Source organism: Chlorobiota bacterium (genome assembly GCA_016700335.1).
Lineage (GTDB): Bacteria > Bacteroidota > Ignavibacteria > OLB7 > OLB7.
In genome coordinates this window covers 1,222,470-1,240,934 of sequence record CP065014.1, presented here as the reverse complement: position 1 = coordinate 1,240,934, position 18,465 = coordinate 1,222,470, and the positions used below count along the sequence as shown (strand labels likewise).

At 28.1% G+C, this 18,465-nt stretch carries 13 protein-coding genes; 8 read left to right on the top strand and 5 right to left on the bottom strand.

All coding sequences use genetic code 11. The features are described 5' to 3' along the window. Nucleotides 1-80: 80 nt before the first annotated feature. On the bottom strand, nucleotides 81-1,820 hold the full coding sequence (locus tag IPP08_05010; protein QQS67528.1) for a hypothetical protein: 1,740 nt from the start codon (nucleotides 1,818-1,820) through the stop codon (nucleotides 81-83). Nucleotides 1,821-1,823: 3 nt separating this feature from the next. Next, a complete protein-coding gene (locus tag IPP08_05005; protein QQS67527.1) occupies nucleotides 1,824-2,960 on the bottom strand; it encodes a DNA polymerase III subunit delta' in 1,137 nt (378 codons plus the stop codon). Between the two features lie 228 nt (nucleotides 2,961-3,188). Here IPP08_05005 and IPP08_05000 point away from each other — a divergent pair, with 228 nt between their 5' ends. From IPP08_05000 to IPP08_04965, 8 genes are all read left to right on the top strand, one after another. Then, entirely contained in the window at nucleotides 3,189-8,162 is a 4,974-nt protein-coding gene (locus tag IPP08_05000; GenBank protein QQS67526.1) for a hypothetical protein, read from the top strand. Nucleotides 8,163-8,249: 87 nt separating this feature from the next. Next, nucleotides 8,250-9,164, top strand: a complete 915-nt coding sequence (locus IPP08_04995) for a TerC/Alx family metal homeostasis membrane protein (GenBank protein ID QQS67525.1) — start codon at nucleotides 8,250-8,252, stop codon at nucleotides 9,162-9,164. 82 nt (nucleotides 9,165-9,246) lie between these two features. Then, the gene (gene paaA, locus IPP08_04990) at nucleotides 9,247-10,203 is read left to right on the top strand and encodes a 1,2-phenylacetyl-CoA epoxidase subunit A (protein ID QQS67524.1); all 957 of its coding nucleotides are present in this window, start codon (nucleotides 9,247-9,249) and stop codon (nucleotides 10,201-10,203) included. A 20-nt stretch (nucleotides 10,204-10,223) separates the two neighbouring features. Beyond that, on the top strand, nucleotides 10,224-10,508 hold the full coding sequence (gene paaB, locus IPP08_04985; protein QQS67523.1) for a 1,2-phenylacetyl-CoA epoxidase subunit B: 285 nt from the start codon (nucleotides 10,224-10,226) through the stop codon (nucleotides 10,506-10,508). 40 nt (nucleotides 10,509-10,548) lie between these two features. After that, nucleotides 10,549-11,304: a phenylacetate-CoA oxygenase subunit PaaC gene (gene paaC / locus IPP08_04980; protein ID QQS67837.1), complete on the top strand. Its 756-nt coding sequence runs from the start codon at nucleotides 10,549-10,551 to the stop codon at nucleotides 11,302-11,304. Nucleotides 11,305-11,310: 6 nt separating this feature from the next. Further along, entirely contained in the window at nucleotides 11,311-11,802 is a 492-nt protein-coding gene (gene paaJ / locus IPP08_04975; protein ID QQS67522.1) for a phenylacetate-CoA oxygenase subunit PaaJ, read from the top strand. Between the two features lie 6 nt (nucleotides 11,803-11,808). Continuing rightward, on the top strand, nucleotides 11,809-12,276 hold the full coding sequence (locus IPP08_04970; protein ID QQS67521.1) for an EVE domain-containing protein: 468 nt from the start codon (nucleotides 11,809-11,811) through the stop codon (nucleotides 12,274-12,276). A 51-nt stretch (nucleotides 12,277-12,327) separates the two neighbouring features. After that, complete coding sequence (locus tag IPP08_04965) at nucleotides 12,328-12,780, top strand: hypothetical protein (GenBank protein QQS67520.1); 453 nt, start codon at nucleotides 12,328-12,330, stop codon at nucleotides 12,778-12,780. 67 nt (nucleotides 12,781-12,847) lie between these two features. Here IPP08_04965 and IPP08_04960 read toward each other — a convergent pair whose 3' ends face one another. The 3 genes from IPP08_04960 to IPP08_04950 all read right to left on the bottom strand — a co-directional run bounded on the left by IPP08_04960 (nucleotide 12,848) and on the right by IPP08_04950 (nucleotide 18,288). Further along, nucleotides 12,848-14,368, bottom strand: a complete 1,521-nt coding sequence (locus IPP08_04960; protein QQS67519.1) for an OmpA family protein — start codon at nucleotides 14,366-14,368, stop codon at nucleotides 12,848-12,850. A 144-nt stretch (nucleotides 14,369-14,512) separates the two neighbouring features. Then, nucleotides 14,513-17,218: an aconitate hydratase AcnA gene (acnA, locus tag IPP08_04955; protein ID QQS67518.1), complete on the bottom strand. Its 2,706-nt coding sequence runs from the start codon at nucleotides 17,216-17,218 to the stop codon at nucleotides 14,513-14,515. Nucleotides 17,219-17,508: 290 nt separating this feature from the next. Further along, the gene (locus IPP08_04950) at nucleotides 17,509-18,288 is read right to left on the bottom strand and encodes an RluA family pseudouridine synthase (protein QQS67517.1); all 780 of its coding nucleotides are present in this window, start codon (nucleotides 18,286-18,288) and stop codon (nucleotides 17,509-17,511) included. Nucleotides 18,289-18,465 lie beyond the last annotated feature (177 nt).

The following is an 18,465-nucleotide window of genomic DNA, read 5'->3' as shown; positions in this document are numbered from 1 at the left end:
TTTTTTAAAAAAGGATACAAATATACAATTTTTAATTAAATAATATGAATTTTTATTATTCCAAGAATTAATTTATACATTTATGCAACCACATTATTTACAATTTTAACATACTTTTTTAACTCCAACAAGCTTATAGTTTCCCATTGATCTGAACCTAAATAATGCAATGTTACTGTGTCCCTAAAAATATCAATTTTCTGAATTATAGCTTCCCCCTTTTCAGTTCTAATATTTGATTCTAATGGAGGAAATTTTTTAAGTCCTTCAATGTAATTATCCACTTCGTATAAAAGACAACATTTTAATCTACCACATTGCCCAGATAATTTCTGAGGATTTGGTTGAAGCATTTGATATTTAGCGTGCTCTAAAGTAATGTGTTCATATCTACTTAGATGCGTTGTACAGCATAGCTCTTTACCACAAATGCCTAAAGTACCTAGTCTTTTAGCTTCATCTCTAGGAGGAACTTGCCTTAACTCAATTCTAGCTCTAAAAATATTTGCTAAGTCTTTTACTAATTCTCTAAAATCAACTCTACCATCTGCAGTATAAAAAAATGTAACTCTTTTCTTATCAAATTGCCATTCAACATCAAACAAATGCATATCCAAATTAAAATACTTTACTCTTTCTTGACATTTGATTCTATCTTCCCTTTCTAAATTTCTAATTTCAACATAATTAGCAATATCTGGATCAGATGCTTTTCTAATTAATTTTGGCAAAGGTTCTCCAGTTAATTGTTTTGCTTTTCTTTTTGCATGAACCAATGAACCAGTCATAGAAACTGTCCCATAATCAAGACCTTTATCAATTTCTACAATTACTTTATCAATTGTTTTTAATCGAATATCATCGTCAAATACATGAACAAATTCTCTTCTTCCACCCCTAAATTCAACTTCGATAATTCTTCTTGTGTCCTTGTATTCAAAATTTGTAAGCATTAATTGAACAATACTATTAGTTCCGCAACCACCAGTATTACAATTACCACCACTACCGCAACCATGCTCACAATTTGACTCTCTTCCAATTAAAGTATCTGCCACTAATTTACTTGCTAAAGTACCTTTTGTAGATTCAATTTTTTGAACTTTTTTAGGATTATACTTCATTTCAGTATCATTTGACATATCCCCATGTTTATGTTCAATATTCTCACGAATTATTTTTATCTCTTCATAAGTTTCTTCATCATTAAAATAATCATTATTACTTTTTATAATTTCAAAGTTGTTTCTATGATTACTTTGATTGTTAATTAATTGTGGTTTAGAGTTTGATTTTAAATCGCTATTTCTAGATTGAGAATTATTTCTTGATTGATGACTGTTTCTTTTTTCATTTATTTGTTTGTTTTGTGTCTTATCAGAATTATTTGGATTTTGTTGAGTTCTTTTCTCAGTTGCAACATTACTATTAGCTTTAACACTGTTTGTTTGACTACTTTGATTTAATTGTTTACCCTGATTCTTAGGTTTTTGATTCTGATTAAAATTCGGTCTAGGAATAGGTTTAGAAAATTGCTTATTAACAATTTTTGTTTTTGGATTGGTTATTAAATCATTTTGTTTATTTATATCAACAACAAGATTTTCATTTTTTTCGTTATTATTTATTTTACCAACTTCCAAATTTTTGGTTTCATTTTTTTGAAATCTTTGAGATAATGATTGTTTATTAGAACTATTATTTCGTTGATTTTTATTTTGATTAGTATTTTGTCTATTTAATTCATTCTTATTATTATTTGATGAATTTTGATTTGTATTTTGATTGTTGTTTTTTGATATTTGATTTGAATTATCCATTATTTATTTGTTGAAACAATATTGTTCAATACTTAAACCTAAATTTGTTAGAACAAGTGTAGGTTGAACATTGAATTTAATTGCAGTTATTGATTTATCTATATTATTTATAATCTCTTTTATGTTTGATTTAGGAAAATTTGAATTGAAAGAATTAATTTCGGGAATTTGATCTTGATTAACTAATTTGGTTTCGTTATTTAAGTTTTTAATAGAATAAATATCCCTCATCCATATTAATAACAAAATTAAAAATTTCTCAATTCTACTTTTATCAGATCCATTTGATACTCTATCAATTTCAGTATATAAAGCCAAAGGGCTTTTACGTAAAGATGCTCTTAAAAATGACACAACATCATTTCTTAAAGTTGAAATATTTTCTCCATTTTTTAGCTCAAGAGCTTTTGTTAAACTTCCTCCTGAAAGTTTTGAATACAATAAAGCTTCAGTACTATTTGTTTTATATTTTTCTATAAGTACATTATTAATTTCTTCATCACTTAACAAATTAAATCTTACTTCTTGACATCTTGAAACAATAGTAGGTAATAATCTATCTTTGTTTGAAGTTGTTAAAATTATCAAAGTATCTTTAGATGGTTCTTCTAATGTTTTTAAAAAAGCATTTGCAGATTCATCACCCATTTTATCTGCATCACTTATAATTATTATTCTTTTACCAGGCTCAGAACTACTAAAAGAAATATCTTTTTTAACCTCTCTAATAGAAGATATTTTTATCTGATGAGCTTTTGGAATTGATATTTTATGATAGTTATCTTTAGCTTTTAATACTATTTGCTCTTGAATTAAAGATATTTCTGAATCATTTAACTTCAAAAAAGGACCATCATTTCTCCCATCTTCATTTTTGCCAGGAGGTAGTGCAAAAATAAATTTTAAATTTGGATGTTGAAGTTTTGAAACTAATTTACAACTTCTACATTCTCCACATGAAATTTTATTATCTAATTGATTATTACATAAAAGGATTTTAGCTGTTTCAATAGCCATTGCATCTTTCCCAATCCCTTCAGTTCCAGAAAACAACCATGCATGAGGAATCCTTCCAGATAGCAATGCAAACCTAATTATAGCTTTTGATTTATTTTGACCAATTACATTTTCCCAACTCATAATATGACTTGCAATATAACAAAGTTAATTTATAATTTTATAAATTCTATTTAAAAATAATAATTTTTTAATCAATAAAATCACAATTTCAATTTTCTAAAATAATTTATAATTTCAATCTGTACTTAATTCAATTCTCTTAATTTAAATTTAGTTTGTCCTATTTAAAAAATTTTCTTGAACTTTGAAAAGTTTTAAATCCAATTATATTTAATTTAAATTCTTTTGATGAAACTTCGTTCTAATTCAACTAAGATATTAATAATTTTATCAGTCTTATCATCATTTGCATTTCAGGGTGATTCTGAATATATTGACTTTTACATAAATTCACGTGGGGTTTATTATCCAAACAGTGCTAACATTTCTGTTGATTTTAGTGGTGAAGCTAAAACTAAATATGTAATGCTTAGAGCTTATAAAATAAATAATCCATTAGAATATTTCAAGAAACAAGATAATCCTCATTCCCCAAAATTTTCGGATCCAACACCGCCAAATTTATTTTCCATGATTAAATCTGGATTTAATAAATTTAAAAAAGATCTAAGATATTCAGCAACTAATGTTATTAATTATTCTTCAAGAGAAATTCTTAGAGATTTAACTGATTATAATGGAACTGAATTGAAAGAATTACCTGCCCCGAAAATTGATTCAAAAAAGATTAAAGCTAATAATAATATAAAAGTTAAAAAACAAAATAAGAATACCCAAAACTTAAGTAAAGTTGCAAATATATCTTCGAATAAAAAGAAACTTGAAGAGCCTACTATTACTGAAATATTACCACCTCCACCTAGAGAAGCTGAAGATTATCCTGTTGTGAAAGAATGGAATTATACTCTAAAGGCTACCAAAGATTCTTGGAGGAATGAATCTATTCCAGTTCCATTAAATGAAAAAGGTGTATATATAATTGAAGCTTATTCAAAAGGATATATTAAAAGAACTGTATTAATTATTTCAGAGAATGTTGCAGTTTTAAAACAACATGGAAAAGATGTTATGGTATTTGTTGTAAATCAACAAAGTGGTGAAAAAGTTTCTGATTTTCCTTTAACATTCTTAAATGAAAAAATTGAAATAGGAAATGGTAAAACTAATTCTAGTGGGGTTCTGAAAATGAATCTAAAATCTTATGATTCAATATCTAAAGATAGTTATTATGTTTATGATACTAGAGTTGTTTTAGGTTTTAAAGATGATAATTTTGTTATATGTGATCAAATGACTTATAATTATGAAAATGATTCTAAATCAAACGGATTAATTTTTTTGCAAACTGAAAGACCAGTTTATAGACCTTCACATACTGTTTATTATAGAGGGGTAGTTAGGAATAAAGATGATTATGGACAATATATTAAACCTAAAAAAGGTGACTCTGTATTTATTGAAATTAATGATTCTAAAGATGCTATTGTTAAAAAAGATACACTAATTACTAATGATTTAGGAAGTTTCAATAGTAACTTTGTATTAACTGATGAAGCTTCAACGGGTACTTATTCTATTAAAGCAAATTGTAATCAGTTAGATGGTTGGCAGAATTTCACAGTTGATGAATATAAAAAACCCGAGTACAAAGTTGAAGTAATACCTGAAAAGAAAAAGTATACTAAAGGGGACACAGTTATTGCCAATGTAAAGGCTAATTACTTTTTTGGATCTCCAGTTGCCACCGCAAAAGTAACTTACTTTATATATAGAAGTTCAATTCAACAACCATGGTGGGTCGGTTCAGATTGGGAATATTTATATTCTGGAAATGATGATAGTTATTCAGATTATAGATCCACTCTAATAACTTCAAATTCTGGAAGTTTAAATCCTGATGGAACTTTTAAAATTGTTTTCCCTACACAAGTAAATTCTGAAATGGGCTTTACATATAGAATAAAAGCTAGCGTAGAAGATGCTAGCAGAAGATCAATAGAAGCATCAACAAGTGTAACCGTTACTTTTAGTGAATTTTTCATTTCATCTCGTACTGATAAATATTTTTATGGGAAATCAGATTTTATTAAGGCAAATCTAACAGCAAAAATGTATGATGAAAACAAACCTTTGTCAACAAGTATAACTGCTACTTTAAAGAAAATAAGTTGGAAGAAATTAATTCAATCAGATAAAACACTTCCAGTTAAATATGAAAGAGTTGATACAAAACTTTGGGAAGGAAAAGTAACTACTAATGATAAAGGTCTTGCAGAAGTTAATATTCCCCCAACAAATGAAAAAGGTTATTTCATTGCTGAATTTAATTCTAAAGATAAAAATGGATCTGTTGTCTATAGCAATGAATATATTTACATTGGAGAACAAGATTATTCTAAAGATGAGGTAGAAAATAATTACGGAAGTATAAAAATAATTCCAGATAAACCAGCTTACAATAAAGGAGAAACTATAAGTGCTTTAATTATTGGTCCAGCTCCTAAAGTTGATGCATTAATTTCTATAGAAGGTCAAACTTTATATAGTTATTCAGTAGAAAGATTCAATGATAATTCATCTATAGTACATTTTGAAGCAGAAGAAAAATTGCTTCCTGAATTTACTTTATCTGTTTCAATTGTTGTAAATGGAACAATGTATACCGGTGAAAAGGAATTGAAAATTATTCCTGATGAGAAGTTAATAAAACTTGAAATTAAAACAGATAAAGTAAAATATTTACCTAGTGAAAATGCAAATATTTCCATTAGAACTCTAAACTCAAAAGGAGAACCTTGTCCAAATGTAGAAGTAGCTTTAGGGCTTGTTGATGAAGCTATTTATTCAATTGAACCAGATATTACACCAAACATTCAAAGGTATTTCTTTGGTCCTAGATATAATCAAGTATCAACCTCACATTCATACAATTTTAATTTTTCTGATGCATTCAAAAATGTAAGCCCAACTCCAGGATATTTTGGATTTGCTGATAATGGGAATTTCAATAGAAAATTATATTTAGGTGATGTTAAAGGGAATTTATTAGTTCAACCTGCTATTAGAAAAGATTTCAGAGATATGGCATATTGGAAACCCGATTTAAGAACTGATAATAATGGTTTAGCTAAGATAATTATTAAAATGCCTGACAACCTTACAAAATGGAGGATTTCAGCAAGAGCCATTGACGCTAATTCTGCAGTTGGTCAACAATTTAGTTCTGCATTAGTAAGAAAAGAATTATTGATTAGAATGGAAATGCCAAGATTTGTTATAAGTGGTGACGAAGTTACTGTTGCTGTTAATATTCATAATTATTTATTAACTGACAAACAAGTTAAACTTCAATTCAATGGTGAAAATATTGTAAATGATCAGAAAGATACTGTTATTAAAGTTATTGCTGATGGTGAACAAAGATTTGATTGGAGAGTTAAATCTCTTAAAACAGGTAGTTTAAAATTAACAACCAAAGCATTAACTAACGAAGAATCTGATGCAATGGAATTAACAGTTCCAGTATTAGCACGAGGAGTTAGAGTTAGTAATGGAGAGAATATTGAGTTATCTAATTCCGAGAATTCTAAAAGCATAAATATTAATATTCCAAATAATGTTATAGATCCTGAAATGTTTATTTGCACAACTCCTTCTCTTGCAGGTGGATTAGTTGGATCATTAAATAGTTTAATTGGTTATCCATATGGTTGTGTTGAACAAACAATGAGTAGATTTTTACCTACTATAATTGTTGCAAGCTCATTTGACAAATTAAAATTGAATTTTGATCTTAGAAGGAGAGAAGAAATTCCAAAAATGATTCAAAAAGGTTTTAACAGACTTTACCAGCTTCAACATAAAGATGGTGGCTGGGGTTGGTGGGAAAATGATGAGACAAATCCTTTTATGACTGCGTATGTGATGTATGGCATGGCAATGGCAAAGAGATTAGGATATAAAGTAGAAGATGACAAATATGATCTTGGAGCTAGTGCATTAAATAATTTGTTGGATGGTAAAATGGGTATTTTAAGTTCAGGTTTATCAACTTCAAATACAACAAAAAAACAAAAACCAATTGATGCTACAACCTTAGCTTATGCTGCTTATTCGGCTTCAATAGTTAACTATAATGTTAAAATGAATGAACATACTTTAAAATTATGTAATGTACTTTTGAAATCAGATACTTTAAATAATTATGCAAAAGCACTTTTAGCATTAGCCTTTAAGAATTTAAATGACAATGGAAATGCAAATAAAGTTTCACAATCATTATTAAAAGGAGCTACAAAAGAAAATGGATTCACTTATTGGAAAGGAAAAAATTTCTATTATAATTGGCAAGATGATGACATTGAAACTTCTGCAATGTCAGTTCGTGCTTTACTAGAGATTCAAGGTGCTAATGAAAATACTAATTCTGCAATTAGATGGTTGTTAACTCAAAGAGGTGAATATGGTTGGCATAATACAAGACAAACTGCAATGGTCTGTTATGCTTTAGCAGATTATTTATCTGTCACTGGTGAAGTAAACCCAGATTATACTTTAAAGATTACTGTAAATGGATCTAATGTTTTTTCAAAAAAATATACTGCATCTGATATATTCAAATCTGAAGATAAAATTAAAATTGATAAAAAATTATTAAAATCTGGAATTAATAATGTAACAATTGAAAAATCTGGTAATGGAAAAGTTTATTCAAATTCATTAATCTCCTATTTTTCAACCGAACAAAATATTCCAAGTGCTGGTGGCGGTTTTACTGTTTCAAGAGATTATTTTATTCTTAAAAAACAGAAAGTTATTAATCCTAAAACTAAATTAGAATCAATTATTTACTTAAAAACACAATACAATAATGTTGTTAAATCTGGTGACGAAGTTTTTGTAAAAGTTAAAATGACAACTTCTAAAGATTATGATTATGTTATGGTTGAAGAGCCAATACCTGCTGGGTGTGAGATAATTAGAGATGATAATGGATTTAATATCCAAGATGAAATTAATTATCAACCAAATTCAAATTCAAACAATTGGTATTGGAAATGGTGGTATTCTTCAAAAGATATTAGAGATGAGAAAATTACTTTTTTTGCAAATTCAGTTAATGGAGGTACAAAAGAGTTTTCATATATACTAAGAGCTCAAATTCCAGGAACTTTTAACATTCTACCTTCTCAAACTTCTTTAATGTATTTTACTGAAGTAAGAGGGAATAGTAAATCTGGTATTATGAAAATTTTACCTTAAAATATAGTTTGTATTTTAAACTATATTTTAATTTAATTCGTACTGTAATTTATAAACAGAATTAAATTAAATAACACCTAAAATAATTTGGGAATTACTTGGTGGGTTGGTTTTAATATCCTTATACTGATTTTATTATTTTTAGATTTAAAAGTATTTAATAAAAAAAATCATATTGTAAAACCGAAAGAAGCTGGATTTTGGGCTTTGTTTTGGTTTTTATTAGCAATGATTTTTAATGCTTTTATTTATTTAGAATTTGGTAAACAATCTGCAACTGAATTTTTAACTGGTTATATTTTAGAACAGTCGCTTTCAGTAGATAATTTGTTTGTATTTGTAGTTATTTTTGAGTTTTTCAATGTTGAACCTAAGTTTCAACATAGAGTATTATTCTGGGGTATTTTAGGAGCAATTATAATGCGTACACTAATGATATTATTAGGTACTGCTTTGATTGTAAAATTTTCTTGGGTTGAGTATTTGTTTGGTGGGTTCTTAGTTTTTACAGCTATTAATATGTTAATTGAAAAAGACCCTAATCATGCAATTGATAAAAATCCATTAGTAAAAATTTTACACAAATTTTTCAATGTAACTGAAGATTTTCATGAAGAAAAATTTTTTGTAAAAATTAATAATAAATTATTTGTTACTCCTTTATTTGTTGTTTTAATTCTCATTGAAACATCTGATTTATTGTTTGCAGTTGATTCAATTCCAGCTGTAATTGGGATAACAAAAAATTCATTCATAGTTTATACTTCAAATATTTTTGCAATTTTAGGATTGAGAAACTTGTATTTTTTACTCTCAAGTTTTATTGAAAAATTTCATCTACTCAAGTATGGTTTGTCAATTATACTTGGATTTATTGGTATTAAAATGTTACTGCCATTTTTTGATATTCATATAAGTAATATTGTTTCATTAATTATTATTGCTATTGCATTAGGACTCTCAGTAATAGCTTCTTTTTTGTTCCCAAAAAAATTTGTTTAATTTTACTTAATTAATTAATACAAATTTTTATAGATCATTTGTGATTAGTCTTATTTTTTAATTTTGTTTTTTTTAAATTATCATGGAAAATTTATTAGTACTAGAGGAAAATTTTCAGAAGAAAATTGATTCTGAAATTAAAATAGAGCCCAAGGATTGGATGCCAGAAGCTTATAGGAAAACACTAATTCGTCAAATTGCTCAACATGCCCATTCTGAAGTAGTAGGTATGCTACCTGAAAGTAATTGGATAACTCGTGCTCCAACTCTTAGAAGAAAAGCCGTACTTTTAGCCAAAGTGCAAGATGAAGGTGGTCATGGTTTGTATCTATATAGTGCTGCTGAAACATTGGGAATTGACAGAGAAACATTGTTAAATGAACTTCATATTGGTAAAGCTAAGTATTCAAGTATTTTTAATTATCCAACTTTAAATTGGGCAGATATTGGATCTATTGGTTGGTTGGTAGATGGAGCTGCAATAATGAACCAAGTTATGCTTTGTAGAACATCTTATGGACCATACGCAAGAGCAATGGTAAAAATCTGTAAGGAAGAAAGCTTTCATCAAAGGCAGGGTTACGAAATTTTATTAACTCTTTGTAATAGCTCAATTGAACAAAAAGAAATGGCTCAAGATTCTCTTAATAGATGGTGGTGGCCTAGTTTGATGATGTTTGGTCCTAGTGATAAAGATTCAACTCACTCTGCTCAATCTCTTAAATGGAAAATCAAAAGATTGTCAAATGATGAATTAAGACAAAGATTTGTTGATGTTACAGTTTCTCAAGCCGAAATACTTGGTTTAAAAATTCCTGATCCAGAACTTAAATGGAATGAATCTAGAGGACACTTTAATTTTGGTGAGATTAATTGGAATGAATTTAACAATATTATTAAAGGAAATGGACCATGTAATAAACAAAGGTTAGAAGCAAGGGTTTCTGCTCATAACAAAGGTGAATGGGTAAGAGAGGCAGCAGCTGTTTATGCTGAAAAGAAAATTAAAAGATTCAATGAAACTTTAAATGTTGCTTAATTAATTATTATAAAATTCAAATGAATAAAGATTGGCCAATTTGGGAAGTATTTATTAGAAGTAAACAAGGTTTAAGTCACAAGCATGTAGGATCACTTCATGCTGCTGACAAGGAAATGGCTATTGAAAATGCTAGAGATGTTTATACAAGGCGTAATGAAGGAATCTCAATTTGGGTTGTTGAATCAAAATATATTCATGCAACAAACCCAGATGATTCAGAACTCCTTTTTGATCCATCTGATGACAAAGTATATCGTCATCCAACATTTTACAAATTACCAGATGAATTAGAGTATATGTAAACATTTTTTAAATTGTAATAACTATTATACTAACTTGATTATACAAAAAGGTAATTTATTAAAATACTCTCTTCATCTTGCAGATAATTCTTTGATTCTCGGTCATCGATTGTCGGAATGGGCTGGGCATGGTCCTATTTTAGAACAAGATATTGCAATGTCAAACATAGGGTTAGATCTTATTGGTCAAGCTAGGAATTTTTATCAATATTGTTCTCTTATTGATGATAAAAATCAGTCTGAAGATTACTATGCTTATTTAAGACAAGAAAATCAGTATTCAAATCTATTATTACTTGAACATCCTAATTTAGATTTTGGTTATACAGTTGCCAGACAATTCTTGTATAGCAATTTTGCTTTTTTATACTTTGCTGAATTAAAAAAAAGTACAGATTTGCAACTTTCTGCTATTGCAGAAAAATCTTTAAAAGAAATAGCTTATCATGTTAGATGGGCTAATGAATGGATTATTAGGCTAGGAGATGGAACAGAAGAAAGTCATAATAGAATCCAACAAAGTATAAATGATTTGTGGAAATTCACTGGTGAATTTTTTACTCCTACTGAATTTGAAATTTTTGCTTCAGAATCTAATTTTGGAGTTGACGTTTTAAAATTAAAACATAGATGGAAATCCTCAATTGAGAATGTATTTAATGAAGCTACTTTAACTACTCCAAACGATGAATGGATGCTTATTGGTGGGAAAAATGGAGTTCATACTGAATCTATGGGGTATTTACTTTCTGAACTGCAATATTTACAAAGATTACTTCCAAATTCTAATTGGTAAAATTTATTGGACAAATTTAATAAAGAATATATTTTAAACGTATTAACAAAAGTTAAAGATCCTGAAATTCCTGTACTCTCTATAATTGATTTAGGAATAGTTAGAGATGTTAATTTAAGCAATAATTTAGTTCATATAATTATTACACCAACTTATTCTGGATGCCCAGCAATGAAAGTAATTGAGGATGATATATTATCTGCATTAAAAAAAGATTTTACTAATGCTAAGGTTTCAATCCAACTTTCACCTGCATGGACTACAGATTGGATGACCTTAAATGGAAAAGAAAATTTAAAAAAATTTGGAATTGCACCACCAAAAAATAGTGGTTTTTATCAAATTGATTTATCAAATAAAATTGAAGATTTGATAGAATGCCCATTATGTGGTTCAAATAAAACAGAGTTAATAAGTCAGTTTAGCTCAACATCTTGTAAATCAATGTATAAGTGTTTAGAATGTAAAGAACCTTTCGATTATTTTAAAAATTTTTAATTGTAAATGTCAATTTCAAAAAAATATTGGTTATTTAAAAGTGAACCAAATTCATATTCAATTGATGATTTTAAGAATGACATAGTAACTGCATGGGAAGGTGTAAGGAATTATCAAGCAAGAAATTTCTTACGTGACAGTATGAATATTGGTGATGAAGTTTTATTTTATCATTCTAATTCTGAACCTAATTCAATTGTTGGATTAGCAAAAGTTTGTAGTAACCCTTATCCAGATAAATCAGCATTCGATATTAAAGATAAACATTATGATGCAAAATCAAAAATTGAAAACCCAACTTGGATTTTATTAGATATCAAATTCATCAAAAAATTTTCAAACCCAATTTCTCTTCAAGATTTAAAGAATAAACCAGAACTTGATGGAATGGTCTTATTACAAAAGGGTTCTAGGTTGTCAATCCAACCAGTCTCAAAAGTTCATTTTGAATTTATAAAAAAATTATCAAAATGATTAACTTGAATTTTAAAACAATTACTAATTATAAATTTCCAACAATTTTAAATGAAATTATTTATTTTTTTTCTAACAATCTTAAGTGCTTTTATTATTAACTCTTGTGCTGAAAGTGCTGCAACTGCCCCAGTAGTTAAAACGTATTATATAACAGCTAAAATTGGAACTACAAATTTTGATGCTGATAATATAACAGCTTCTTACAAAAGTGGCACATTCTTAATTAATGGGATTGATATTGGTTTGCAACAGAATTTAATCACAATTACTGGTTTAGTTCCTTCTGCACAGAATTTTATTATTGGACCAATTGGAGGATTAAATATAGTTACAGGAAATGTAACTATAACAAATTTAGGTTCTCCAACTTCCTACAATTCAAAAAATGGAACACTTTCAATTTCTAAAATTGATTCAGTTGGTGCAACTGGAACTTTTTCTTTTACAACTGATAGCACAAATGTAAACGTAACTGAAGGAAAATTTAATGTTAAGTTTTAATTTTCTTATATTTAAAAAAAAAGGCTTGGATGCGTTGCTTCCAAGCCTTTTTTTTTATAAATTAATTTTATTTTTTAACAACAAATTCAACTCTCCTATTATCAGCTCTACCTTCTTCGGTTTCGTTTGTATTAACTGGGTAATCAAATCCATAGCCAGTTTGCACAAGTTGAGAAGCATTTACACCTTTATTAATAAGGTAATTTGATACTGTTTGAGCTCTTCTTTTTGAAAGATCCTTGTTGTAATCCATACTTCCTTTGTTGTCAGTATGCCCAGCAATTTCTATATTTAAATTCGGATTGCTTTTCAAAAATTGAGCTGCACGATTAAGTTCAGGGTAAGAAGATCTTTGTAGTGTTGATTTATCTGTATCAAAGAAAACTAATAGAGTTGTTTTTCCTCTTTCATCAGCAGACATCAATAAAATATCACCATTACCTTTACGAATTATTTTACCATTATCATCAACTTCAAACAAACTAGAATTAAAAAGATACCCATTTGATGTTGCAGTAATAGAGTACTTCCCTTTTTTGGTAACATTTGCATTGTATTTTCCATTTTGATCAGTTGATGAATTTTCTATAACCTCACCTGTATTTAAATCTACAATTGACATTTCAGATGGAATAGGTTTACCAGTTTTTGCATCCTTAACATTTCCTTTTAAATTGTTATTATCATTAGTATTAGAATATCCATTAGAATTTTTCCCAACAGGGTCATTATTAATTTTATCTTCAGGTTTATTTTTATTATCACCAAAAGGAAATTTGATACCTACAGTAAAAGCAGCTGATGTTAGATTAGCTGGAGGTAAACCTAGATTTTTATTAAGGATTGTAATTGAATTTGTTGATAGTAATTCTGTAATTGGTACATTCACGCTTAACTCAGGGGTAATAACTGTTCCACTTTCTCCAATTGAAATATAATTACCTACACCTAATTTTATACTAGTATGAATATTGTTATAAAAATTTAAAGCCTCCTGCTCTGGAATGATCATTTCTGTACCAAGAAAACCCTGTGTAGGGCTTTTAAATTGTACTGTACCAGATTCTGAACTTTTTATTGTAGATTTTCCACTAAATTTATTTGATAAAATTGAAGCTAAGTTTACACCTCCATAACCATACCAAGCGTCAGGTGATAAAGAAATCTTAAGTAATAAGTCTCCATTTATATAATCAGATGAAGCAGTGTATTGATTTTCAACTGTTGCTATATCAGATGTTCCAGTTGAAAAATCTTCTACTTTTGTTAGAAACTGTTCAGTATTAGAAGTTGATCTTCTTTGATACAATGCTTTGATAATCAAACCAAATGATTTATTTATTGCGTAATCTAAAGTAAACCCTCCAACAAACCCATACCCTCCTCCTAATTTATTAAAACCCAAAGCAGAATTAAAATCTTGAGAAGGAATTGAATAAGGAAAAATAAAACCGCTATCTGCATTCAAAACAGAGTAATTAAATCCAGCTTCAAGTCCAAAATAATTTCTCGAAGAAATCTGAGCAGATAATTTAATTCCTGAAAATGAAATCAATAATAGTGTAAGAATAGTAAAAAATAATTTCATTTGATTTAAAAAAAATTTATTAGAAAAATATATTTATAATATTTTCAAACTTAAACAATTTCTTAATAAAAAAGCCTGTAATTAAAAATTATAATTACAAGCAAAAACATAAGTTATATTTTATAAAAATAGCATTATTCTAAATTAATTTGATAGAAGTTTTCTAAGAACATATGGCAATATTCCACCGTTTTTAAAATACAAAACTTCTTGTGGAGTATCAATTCTTACAGTTGCTTTAAAAAATACTTCACTACCATCACTCTTTGTAGCAATTACGTCAATAACTCTATTACTAGGAAATTCTGCAATAAATAAAGTACTAAAACCTTTTGTTGAATATCTCTCATAACCAGTCAGACCAAGACTTTCAGCACTTTCACCATTTATAAATTGCAATGGTAAAATTCCCATTCCTACTAAATTACTTCTATGAATTCTTTCATAACTTTCAGTTATCACCATTTTAACACCCAACAACATTGTTCCTTTAGCAGCCCAATCTCTTGATGAACCAGAACCATATTCTTTTCCAGCTATAACAACAAGTGAATTTCCATTTTCTTGGTATTTTATAGAAGCATCATAAATTGGTAATTGTTCACTAGTTGGAATAAAATTAGTAAATCCTCCTTCAACATCTTGAAGCATTTTATTTCTGATTCTAATATTGGCAAAAGTACCTCTAACCATTACTTCATGATTACCACGTCTGGAACCATAGCTATTAAAATCGGGAATATCAATTCCTTTACCAGTTAGATATACACCAGCAGGAGAAGATGGCTTAATAGCACCAGCTGGAGATATATGATCTGTAGTTACACTATCACCTAAAAATGCTAAACAATATGCATTTGAAATTTCTTTAATTTCATTTTCTGATTCAATATTCATTCCTTCAAAATATGGTGGATGTTTTACATAAGTAGAATCTTCATTCCAATTATACAAATCTCCTTCTGGTATCTCCAAACTGTTCCAAAGTTCATCACCTTTAAATACATCTTTATATGTTTCTAAAAACATTTCACTTCTAACAGATTTATCCATAACATCTTGAACCTCTCGTAAAGTTGGCCAAATATCTTTTAGATAAACATTTACACCGTTTTCATCTAAACCAATTGGATCATTATGTAAATCAATATCAATTCTACCTGCTATTGCATAAACAACAACTAATGGAGGAGACATTAAATAATTTGCTTTTACATCTTGATTAACTCTTCCTTCAAAGTTTCTGTTTCCTGATAATACTGAAGCAACAACTAAAGAATTTTCATTTACAGATTTTGAAATTTCAATTGGTAATGGTCCTGAATTTCCTATACAAGTTGTACAACCATAACCAACATTATTGAATCCAATTGCGTTAAGATATTTATCAAGCCCTGAATCAGAAAGATACTTTGTTACTACTTGAGAACCTGGTGCTAATGAAGTTTTAACCCATGGCTTTCTGTTCAATCCTTTCTCATATGCTTTTTTTGCAACGAGTCCTGCTGCAACAAGTACAGACGGATTTGAAGTATTAGTACAAGAAGTTATTGCAGCAATAACAACCGAGCCATGTTGAATATTAAAAGTAGAACCATTTACAATTTGTGTTGAAGATTCTTTAATAATATTAGCAGCATCAGAACTAGATAATTTATCTAAAGAATTGATAAGTTTATAAAAATTTTCTTTTGTCTCAGATAAAAGTAGTCTATCTTGTGGTCTTTTAGGTCCTGCAATACTAGCAACTACTGTAGATAAATCTAACTCAATGAACTCACTATAATCTGCTTCAGGTGTATTGTCATCATGAAACATACCTTGTGCTTTATAATATGCTTCAGTAACTAATACTTGCTCTTCGGTTCTACCAGTAAACTTCATGTATCGAATTGATTCAGAATCAATAGGGAAAATTCCACATGTTGCACCATACTCTGGAGCCATATTTGCAATTGTTGCTCTATCTGCTAATGATAAATTTTTTAGACCTTTTCCATAGAATTCAACAAATTTACCAACTACTCCATGTTTACGTAATATTTCTGTTACTGTTAAAACTAAATCTGTTGAAGTTGAACCTTCTGATAATTTACCAGTTAATTTAAAACCAACAACTCTAGGTATTAGCATTGAAACTGGTTGGCCAAGCATAACTGCTTCAGCTTCAATACCTCCAACACCCCAGCCTAAAACGCCTATACCATTAATCATTGTTGTATGAGAATCTGTCCCAACAACAGTATCAGGATAAACAGTGTTTGTGTTCTTATTAATAAAAGAAACAGGAGCTAAATACTCTAAATTTACTTGATGAACTATACCAGTATCAGGAGGTACAGCTCTAAAATTTGTAAAAGCTGTTTGTCCCCATCTTAAGAATGCATACCTCTCACGATTTCGAGAATATTCTAAAATTTTGTTTAAATCAAATGCTGTATCACTTGCATAATGGTCAACTTGAACTGAATGATCAATTACTAAATCAACAGCAACTAGAGGATTAATTTTAGAAGCATCACCACCAAATTTTTTCATAGCATCTCTCATAGCTGCTAAATCAACAACGCAAGGAACGCCAGTAAAATCTTGTAACAATACTCTAGCTGGCATAAAAGCAATTTCTTTAACTGGAATTGCATTTGAATCCCAATTTCCTAATGCCATTATATCTTTTTCGGTTACATTTAAATTATCTTCACATCTGAGTAAATTTTCTAACAAAACTTTTAGTGAATATGGTAATCTTGAAAGGTTGATACCATTTTTTGATAATGTATTGAGATTATAAAAAATATAATCTTTACCTAAAACATTGAAAGTTGACTTTGAATTAAATGAGTTTGTCATCAATAAAATATAATTTTAGTTAATAAAAATCTGATACTCCAATTTGTTGCACGCGAGTAATAAAACGTTGTTACTAATTACTAAATTTTAAACATAATTAATTCAAAATAAATTAAATTAATATTCAATAGTTAAAAGATAGAATATTAATAAAACCAATTGGATAGAAAAAATTTTATCCAATTTTTTTTCAAATCAAGTTTAAAATATTTTTGATGGAAATATTACTTCCAAAAAATTCGAACTAAATTTTATAAAATAAATTCAAAATGTCAAATACATTAATAAAATTAATTTATTCTTCTAAGTTTTGAAAGTTGTTGAATTAAAGCTTTTAAATCTCTAGGTAATTCAGATTCAAATGTAATTCTCTCATTAGTAATAGGATGGTTAATAGATAATTTTTGAGCATGCAAAGTTAACCTAGATATTATTGGGGATTCTTCAGAATACTTACCAGTTCTGAATCCACGTTTAAGAGTTGATAACAAAAAATTGCTTCTATTTCCATAAATTGAATCAACTAATAATGGAAATCCAATTGCCCTTGCATGAACTCTAATTTGATGTTGCCTTCCAGTAAGTAAATTTGCACTAACAAGTGTATATCCCTTAAACCTATTTATCACTTTGAAAATGGTAACACACTCTTTGCCACGTGCGCTTGGTCGCATAATTGTTGGGTCTGAGGGGTCTGTACCAATTGGAATATCTATTTTCATTTCATCTTCAGGAAGCTCACCTTCAAGAACAGCAATATAAATTTTTTCACATTCTCTCTTTTCAAATTGAATATTTAAATTTCTGTGAGATTCAGCATTTTTTGCAAAGAGAACAATACCACTTGTCTCCTTATCAATTCTATGAACTGTAAGCAATTTTCCAATTTCAAATTCTGCAAGTTCTTTAAGTGAATTTCCAATATCATATCGTTCAGGTATAACGGCAATTCCTGAACTTTTATCAAAAACTACAATGTTATCATCTTGAAACAAAACCTTATATTTAGGAACTTCTTTTTTGTTTTTATTGCTTGAATCAATTTCAAGCATATTTAGAAAATTTTTCATATTTATAGAATAGCAATTTACCAAAATTTTAACTAGTAAAAAATTGAAAATAGATTTTGATAATTTTAAACTTAAAATAATTCAAATTTTATAAGAAATTATTAGTGTTTGAAATTTGTTATTAAAAACCCAATATTTTATAAATTTACATTATTTAATTTTTAAACTATATTTTTT